The sequence below is a fragment of the Streptomyces sp. Tue6028 genome, from assembly GCF_002300165.1.
Classification (GTDB): Bacteria; Actinomycetota; Actinomycetes; order Streptomycetales; family Streptomycetaceae; genus Streptomyces; species Streptomyces siamensis.
Genome location: NZ_MLCE01000039.1, coordinates 59,014 through 66,578, shown reverse-complemented (window position 1 = coordinate 66,578; position 7,565 = coordinate 59,014). Strand labels below are relative to the sequence as shown.

General features: G+C 68.2%; 1 protein-coding gene, 9 pseudogenes and 1 other annotated feature. Of the genes and pseudogenes, 6 read left to right on the top strand and 4 right to left on the bottom strand.

Going from position 1 to position 7,565, the window contains the following annotated elements; genetic code table 11:
- Positions 1-129: 129 nt before the first annotated feature.
- Positions 130-447, bottom strand: coding sequence for a hypothetical protein (locus BKI49_RS34590; RefSeq protein WP_257005070.1), 318 nt, complete (start codon positions 445-447; stop codon positions 130-132).
- Positions 448-512: 65 nt separating this feature from the next.
- On the opposite strand from BKI49_RS34590, the pseudogene BKI49_RS34585 reads away from it, so the two are divergent.
- Positions 513-1,019 (top strand): annotated as a pseudogene (locus tag BKI49_RS34585) (glucose-6-phosphate isomerase); the annotation flags it as partial.
- 144 nt (positions 1,020-1,163) lie between these two features.
- Here the strand turns inward: BKI49_RS34585 and BKI49_RS34580 are convergent.
- Positions 1,164-1,541: pseudogene (locus tag BKI49_RS34580) on the bottom strand (transposase); the annotation flags it as partial.
- Positions 1,542-1,549: 8 nt separating this feature from the next.
- Here BKI49_RS34580 and BKI49_RS34575 point away from each other — a divergent pair.
- Both BKI49_RS34575 and BKI49_RS34570 read left to right on the top strand, forming a co-directional pair.
- Positions 1,550-2,110 (top strand): annotated as a pseudogene (locus tag BKI49_RS34575) (2-oxoacid:acceptor oxidoreductase subunit alpha); the annotation flags it as partial.
- A gap of 103 nt (positions 2,111-2,213) precedes the next feature.
- Positions 2,214-2,639, top strand: a pseudogene (locus BKI49_RS34570) (alpha-amylase family glycosyl hydrolase); the annotation flags it as partial.
- 28 nt (positions 2,640-2,667) lie between these two features.
- Positions 2,668-3,341 (bottom strand) — a sequence feature (23S ribosomal RNA rRNA prediction is too short).
- Positions 3,342-3,401: 60 nt separating this feature from the next.
- Here BKI49_RS34570 and BKI49_RS34565 read toward each other — a convergent pair.
- A pseudogene (locus BKI49_RS34565) lies at positions 3,402-4,127 on the bottom strand (SUKH-4 family immunity protein); the annotation flags it as partial.
- 28 nt (positions 4,128-4,155) lie between these two features.
- Here BKI49_RS34565 and BKI49_RS34560 point away from each other — a divergent pair.
- A pseudogene (locus tag BKI49_RS34560) lies at positions 4,156-4,947 on the top strand (alpha-1,4-glucan--maltose-1-phosphate maltosyltransferase); the annotation flags it as partial.
- 15 nt (positions 4,948-4,962) lie between these two features.
- Positions 4,963-5,781: pseudogene (locus tag BKI49_RS34555) on the top strand (alpha-1,4-glucan--maltose-1-phosphate maltosyltransferase); the annotation flags it as partial.
- Between the two features lie 13 nt (positions 5,782-5,794).
- Here BKI49_RS34555 and BKI49_RS34550 read toward each other — a convergent pair.
- Positions 5,795-6,649: pseudogene (locus BKI49_RS34550) on the bottom strand (IS701 family transposase); the annotation flags it as partial.
- Positions 6,650-6,660: 11 nt separating this feature from the next.
- On the opposite strand from BKI49_RS34550, the pseudogene BKI49_RS34545 reads away from it, so the two are divergent.
- Positions 6,661-7,563 (top strand): annotated as a pseudogene (locus BKI49_RS34545) (alpha-glucosidase C-terminal domain-containing protein); the annotation flags it as partial.
- Between the last annotated feature and the right edge of the window lie 2 nt (positions 7,564-7,565).

Below are 7,565 nucleotides of genomic sequence, written 5' to 3'. Positions count from 1 at the left end.
GGACGTCGACCTCATAGAACTCGGTGCGCGGCATGACGCCCATCTCCTCTCCGTGCCAGTGCTTGAAGGGCCACCGCGACCGCCCCGGCCTCCGCGGCGCGGGAGGGCCGGGGCGGCGCGGAGAGCCCGTCAGGCCGCGTCGGCGGTGGAGGAGTCGAGGCCGGTGCCGCGGAGCGCGTCCAGGACGTACGGATCGAGGCGGTCCTGGTGCTGGGCGGAGACCGCATGGCCGGTGGCACGGCCGTAGGCGTAGCTGTAGGCGTACATGCTGGCGTTGGTGTCTTCGAGGGCCTGGTCGACGGCGCGGCGCGCGAGGTGCTCGATCCAGGTCTGCGCGGCAGACTCGCGGTGGGCGTGCGACGTCGTGAGGGCCACCGACTCCGCCCACCGTCCGCTGCCGCAGGCGCGGCCGCCGCACTGCGCCCAGTTCCACTGCCGCTGGCGCATGCCCTCGGGGTCGGCGTCCCAGTCCGCAGCCCAGCGGACGGCCTGCTCGGGGACTAGCTAGCTAGGTCGCGAAGCACTTCGTGGCGCTGTCGACGAACGCGGGGAAGGTGTCGGAGTTCGGCATCGACACCGCCAACATGTTCGAGTTCTGGGACTGGGTCGGCGGGCGGTACTCCTACGACTCGGCGATCGGCCTGTCCCTGATGATCGCGATCGGTCCGGACCGGTTCCGCGAGATGCTCGACGGGTTCCACCTGGTCGACGAGCACTTCCGCACCGCTCCCGCCGAGGCCAACGCGCCGCTGCTGCTGGGCCTGCTGGGCATCTGGTACGGCAACTTCCACGACGCCCAGTCGCACGCCGTGCTGCCGTACTCGCACTACCTGTCCAAGTTCACCGCGTATCTGCAGCAGCTGGACATGGAGTCCAACGGCAAGTCCGTGGACCGCGACGGCAACCCGGTCGAGTGGCAGACCGGCCCGGTGGTGTGGGGCACCCCCGGCACCAACGGCCAGCACGCCTACTACCAGTTGATCCACCAGGGCACCAAGCTCATCCCCGCCGACTTCATCCTAGCTAGCTAGTAGTAGTGCTTCGTTAGGTTGTGGGTTGTCTGCGGCTGCTCCGAGGGTTGGGCAGGGGGCGTCCGCAGGTGGTGCAGGTGCCGGTCCAGCACCTCAGCAGGTCCTGAAGAACGTCGAGGACCTGATAGAGGGTCAGGCCGGTGTGCGGACTTTTGGGTCGAGCCGCCTGAGAGTGAGGAATGCCTGGGCGGCGGTGACGAGGGTGACATGGTGGTGCCAGCCGCGCCAGGTGCGGCCCTCGAAGTGGTCCAGCCCGAGCCCGTGCTTGAGCTCGCGGTAATCGTGCTCGATCCGCCAGCGCATTTTCGCCCATCGCACCAGGTCAGCAGCCGGTGTGGTGGCGGGCAGGTTCGATATCCAGTAGCCCGTGGGAATGTCATGGCCGTCCGGCCATTCGACGAGGACAGTCTGGACGGGCAGGACGCCGTCCCACCGGTTGCGGCCGCCGCCCGCCTCCTGAGCTGCGGCCAGGGACTGCTTACCCGCAGGCCGCACTGCCAGCACCGCGAACCGCCTAGCTAGCTAGGCGCACCCCCGCCGACTGCTTCGACGCGGCCCTGGAAGCCGCCCGGATCGCACTGACCTACCGCACCCCCGTCTTCCTGCTCTCCGACGGCTACCTCGCCAACGGCAGCGAACCCTGGCGCATCCCCGACACCGACGAACTGCCCGACCTGCGCGTCCAGTTCGCCCAGGGACCCAACCACACCCTGGACGACGGCACCGAGGTGTTCTGGCCCTACAAACGCGACCCGCAGACCCTCGCCCGCCCCTGGGCCATCCCCGGCACCCCCGGCCTGGAACACCGCATCGGCGGCATCGAGAAGCAGGACGGCACCGGCAACATCTCCTACGACCCCGCCAACCACGACTTCATGGTGCGCACCCGCCAGGCCAAGATCGACGGCATCGACGTCCCCGACATCGACGTCGACGACCCCACCGGCCAGGCCCGCACCCTCGTCCTGGGCTGGGGCTCCACCTACGGCCCCATCACCGCCGCCGTCCGCCGCCTGCGCAACGCCGGAGAACACATCGCACAGGCCCACCTGCGCCACCTCAACCCCTTCCCGCGGAACCCTAGCTAGCTAGGTCAATGAGCCCGTCCCGGACACGTTCGAGGACACCCCGGCCAAGGACCGCGACCCCGACTGGTTCAAACGCGCCGTCTTCTACGAGGTCCTGGTCCGCTCCTTCCAGGACAGCAACGGCGACGGCGTCGGCGACCTCAAGGGCCTGACCGCCAAACTCGACTACCTGCAATGGCTCGGCATCGACTGCCTGTGGCTGCCCCCGTTCTTCAAGTCACCCCTGCGCGACGGCGGCTACGACGTCTCCGACTACACCGCCGTCCTGCCCGAGTTCGGCGACCTCGCCGACTTCGTCGAGTTCGTCGACGCCGCCCACCAGCGCGGCATGCGCGTCATCATCGACTTCGTCATGAACCACACCAGCGACCAGCACCCGTGGTTCCAGGAGTCCCGCACCCACCCCGACGGCCCCTACGGCGACTACTACGTCTGGGCCGACGACGACAAGCAGTACCAGGACGCCCGCATCATCTTCGTCGACACCGAAGCCTCCAACTGGACCTTCGACCCCGTCCGCAAGCAGTACTACTGGCACCGCTTCTTCTCCCACCAACCCGACCTCAACTACGAGAACCCCTAGCTAGCTAGCCGACGCTCCCACGGCTTGTAGGCACACGGTTTCAGGTACTATTTCACTCCGCTCCCGCGGTACTTTTCACCATTCCCTCACGGTACTATCCGCTATCGGTCACCAGGGAATATTTAGGCTTAGCGGGTGGTCCCGCCAGATTCACACGGGATTTCTCGGGCCCCGTGCTACTTGGGTGTCTCTCAAACGAGCCGCTGATGTTTCGACTACGGGGGTCTTACCCTCTACGCCGGACCTTTCGCATGTCCTTCGCCTACATCAACGGTTTCTGACTCGTCCTGTCGCCGGCAGACGACAGAAGAGAGATCCCACAACCCCCCAAGCGCAACCCCTGCCGGGTCTCACACGCTTGAGGTTTGGCCTCATCCGGTTTCGCTCGCCACTACTCCCGGAATCACGGTTGTTTTCTCTTCCTGCGGGTACTGAGATGTTTCACTTCCCCGCGTTCCCTCCACTTGCCCTATGTGTTCAGGCAAGGGTGACAGCCCATGACGACTGCCGGGTTTCCCCATTCGGAAACCCCCGGATCAAAGCCTGGTTGACGACTCCCCGGGGACTATCGTGGCCTCCCACGTCCTTCATCGGTTCCTGGTGCCAAGGCATCCACCGTGCGCCCTTAAAAACTTGGCCACAGATGCTCGCGTCCACTGTGCAGTTCTCAAACAACGACCAACCACCCCTAGCTAGCTAGGCGGCGGGCGCCCCCGGTCCGGCGGGCCCCTCGGGGCCGTCGGGACCGAGCTGCGACACGAGCTGCGTCGGCACATAGCCGCCCGCCGGGGTCCCCGGGGCACCCGGCCCGGACGGCGGGGGCGTGGCCCCCGGCCGCGCACCCGGCACACCGGGAGCGCTCGGCGGATGCGGCGCGCTCGCGCCACCGCCCCGTGCTCCGCGGGCGGGCGGCGACGCCTTGCTGGTGGCGGCGTCCGCGATGTCACCGGCGTTGGGCGGCAGGGGCCGCGACGGCGCGGCGGGCGGAGGCGTGGGCGGGACACCCGCGGCCTGCGGTGCGCCGGGCGGCGGCGTACCGGGAACGGCCGCTCCCTGCGGCGCGCCCGGCGGCGGTGTCCCCAGCCCCTGCGGATGACCGTAGGAGGGAGAGGCCGGCGGAGGCGTGCCCTGCGGTGCGCCCTGGCCGCCCTGCGAAGCACCGGACGCGGCGGGCGAACTGGGGTCACCGACCGCGGGTGACACGGCGGTACGCGGGAGTTGGCTGCCCCCGGACATCAGGGCGGTCTTGGCGTCCGACGTCACCCCGGGCGGCGGGGTGTCGGGAACGTCGACGTCGGTCAGCGGCGGCGCGAACACGGTCGCCGGCAGCGGTACGGAACGGTCGTCCCCGGCATCGGCGTTGGTGTCGGTCCCGGCCCACGGCGTCGCGTCGGCCGGCGCGCCCGCCGGCACGGCGTCCCGCGGCGGGGCAGGCTCGTCCTAGCTAGCTAGCATCGCGGAGATCAACCGCACGGACCCCGACGTGATCTTCCTCGCCGAGGCGTTCACCCGGCCCGCGGTCATGCACCGGCTGGCGGCGGTCGGCTTCCAGCAGTCGTACACGTACTTCACCTGGCGCAACACCAAGCAGGAGCTGACCGAGTACCTGACCGAGCTGTCGGGCGAGGCGGCGTCCTACATGCGGCCCAACTTCTTCGTGAACACCCCGGACATCCTGCCCGGTCATCTCCAGCACGGCGGGCGGCCCGCCTTCGAGGTGCGGGCCGTGCTCGCCGCGACGCTGTCGCCGTCCTGGGGGATGTACGCCGGGTACGAGCTGTGCGAGAACACCGCGGTCGGAGTGGGCAGCGAGGAGTACATGGACTCCGAGAAGTACCAAGTGCGGCCGCGCGACTGGGAGTCCGCCGAACGCGCGGGCAGGACCATCACTCCGCTGATCACCCGGCTGAACCGGATCAGGAGGCGCCACAAGGCCCTGCACGAACTCAGGAACCTCCACTTCCACGAGGCCGACAACGAAGCGGTCTTCGTGTACGGGAAGCGCACCCGGGAGGACGTGGTCGTGGTGGTGGTCAACCTCGACCCCCACCACACCCAGGAGGCCACGGTCTCGTTGGACATGCCGCGACTCGGCCTGGACCGGCACGAGACCGTGCCGGTGCGCGACGAGCTCACCGGCGAGACCTACCACTGGGGCAGGGCCAACTATGTGCGTCTGGGCCCGGGCGGCGCGCATGTGTTCTCCGTCGGCCCGGCAGCGCGGATCGGAGGGTCACCCGCATGATGCTAGCTAGCTAGGCTCGCCGACATCAACCGCACGGACCCCGACGTGATCTTCCTCGCCGAGGCGTTCACCCGGCCCGCCATGATGCGTACGCTCGCGGCCGTCGGCTTCCAGCAGTCGTACACGTACTTCACCTGGCGCAACACCAAGCAGGAGCTCACGGAGTACCTGACCGAGCTGTCGGGCGAGACCGCCTCCTACATGCGGCCCAACTTCTTCGTGAACACCCCCGACATCCTGCACGAGTTCCTCCAGCACGGCGGCCGTCCGGCCTTCGAGCTGCGTGCCGTGCTCGCCGCCACCCTCTCCCCCACCTGGGGCATCTACAGCGGGTTCGAACTGTGCGAGAACACCCCGCTGCGGGTCGGCAGCGAGGAGTACATGGACTCCGAGAAGTACCAACTGCGGCCCCGCGACTGGGAGTCCGCGGAGCGAAACGGACATAGCATCGCGCCATTGGTGCGCGCGCTCAACGCGGTCAGGCGGCGCAGTCCCGCGCTGCGTCAGTTGCGCGATCTCCACTTCCACCACGCGGACAAGGATGCGGTGATCGCCTTCTCGAAGTCCGCCGTGGACGCACGCGGTTCGAACACGGTTGTGGTGGTGGTCAACCTCGACCCCCACCACACCCAGGAGGCCACGGTCTCGTTGGACATGCCGCGACTCGGCCTGGACCGGCACGAGACCGTGCCGGTGCGCGACGAGCTCACCGGCGAGACCTACCACTGGGGCAGGGCCAACTATGTGCGTCTGGAACCCGGGCATAGCCCCGCGCACATCCTCACCGTCCTGCGACCGTCCTCACCGCAGATCGGAGGGTCACCCACAACATGATCCTAGCTAGCTAGGAGGTCATCGCGCCTTTGCTGCCCTGCCTCCAGGTCACCTCGGTGAACTGCTCCGCACCCGCCTTCGCTGCGAGGACGGAGACGGCCCGCGGTGGGGTGCGGTAGCGGGGAAGGGTGGGCGGTCCGAGCCCGCCGTAAGTCGGCTGGTGCGGCTCGACGTCCTCAGGGTGGGCGACTTCCTTCCCGTTCAGGGCCAGGACATAGGACAGTCCTCGCTCCTGGAGACCGAGCCGGAACGAGGTGCTGACGCCGTAGCCGGCGTCAGCGACCACGACCGGCGCCTTCAACTGCCACTTGGCAAGTGTGTCCAGCAGGTCGAGCGCGTGACGCCACTTCTCCTGGTGCACCACGTCGTCGGGGACACCTGCCCTGCGGCATCGGTCCGGCTCGTCCGTCCACTCACGCGGCAGATACAACTGCCACTCCAACGGGCACGAGGCAGTGTCGGTGGCGGCATGGACACTGACCGCGACCTGACAGTTGGCCCGTTTGCCGACCGCTCCGCAGTACTGACGGGCCACCCCGACCGACGCCTTGCCGCACTTGGGGAACGACACGTCATCGATCACCCACACCTCGGGCCTGACAACTTCGGACAGCCGCTCGGCGATCCGCTGCCTGACCGGCAGCGGATCCCACGGCGACTGATTCACGAACTGCTGCAGGGCCTGCATGTTCCCGTCCGGCAGCCGCTCCGCCATCGGCTGGACCGACTTGCGCCGGCCGTCCAGCATCAGACCCCGCAGATAACACTCACCCCACCGCCGCTGATCCCGCCGCGGAAACGACCCGAACACATCGCCAACGAACCCCGCCAACTCACCCCGGAGCCGCTCCACTTCCCCCAACCTCACCTAGCTAGCTAGACACGGTGCTGCTGGCGGAGGCGAACCAGTGGCCCGAGGACGTCGTCGACTACTTCGGCGACTTCCCCTCCGGCGGCGACGAGTGCCACATGGCGTTCCACTTCCCCGTCATGCCCCGCATCTTCATGGCCGTCCGCCGCGAGTCCCGCTACCCCGTCTCCGAGATCCTCGCCAAGACCCCCGCCATCCCCTCCAACTGCCAGTGGGGCATCTTCCTGCGCAACCACGACGAGCTCACCCTCGAAATGGTCACCGACGAGGAACGCGACTACATGTACGCGGAGTACGCCAAGGACCCGCGCATGCGCGCCAACATCGGCATCCGCCGCCGCCTGGCCCCCCTCCTCGACAACGACCGCAACCAGATCGAACTCTTCACCGCCCTGCTGCTCTCCCTGCCCGGCTCACCGATCCTCTACTACGGCGACGAGATCGGCATGGGCGACAACATCTGGCTCGGCGACCGCGACGCCGTCCGCACCCCCATGCAGTGGACCCCCGACCGCAACGCCGGCTTCTCCTCCTGCGACCCCGGCCGCCTCTTCCTCCCCACGATCATGGACCCCGTCTACGGCTACCAGGTCACCAACGTCGAGGCCTCCATGTCCTCGCCGTCCTCCCTGCTCCACTGGACCCGCCGCATGATCGAGATCCGCAAACAGAACAAGGCCTTCGGACTCGGCACCTACACCGAACTGCCCTCCTCCAACCCCGCCGTCCTCGCCTTCCTCCGCGAAGCCGACGACGACCTCGTCCTGTGCGTCCACAACTTCTCCCGCTTCGCCCAGCCCACCGAACTCGACCTGCGCGAGTTCAACGGACGCCACCCCGTCGAACTCATCGGCGGCGTGCGATTCCCGGCCATCGGAGAACTCCCCTACTTGCTCACCCTCGCCGGCTAGCT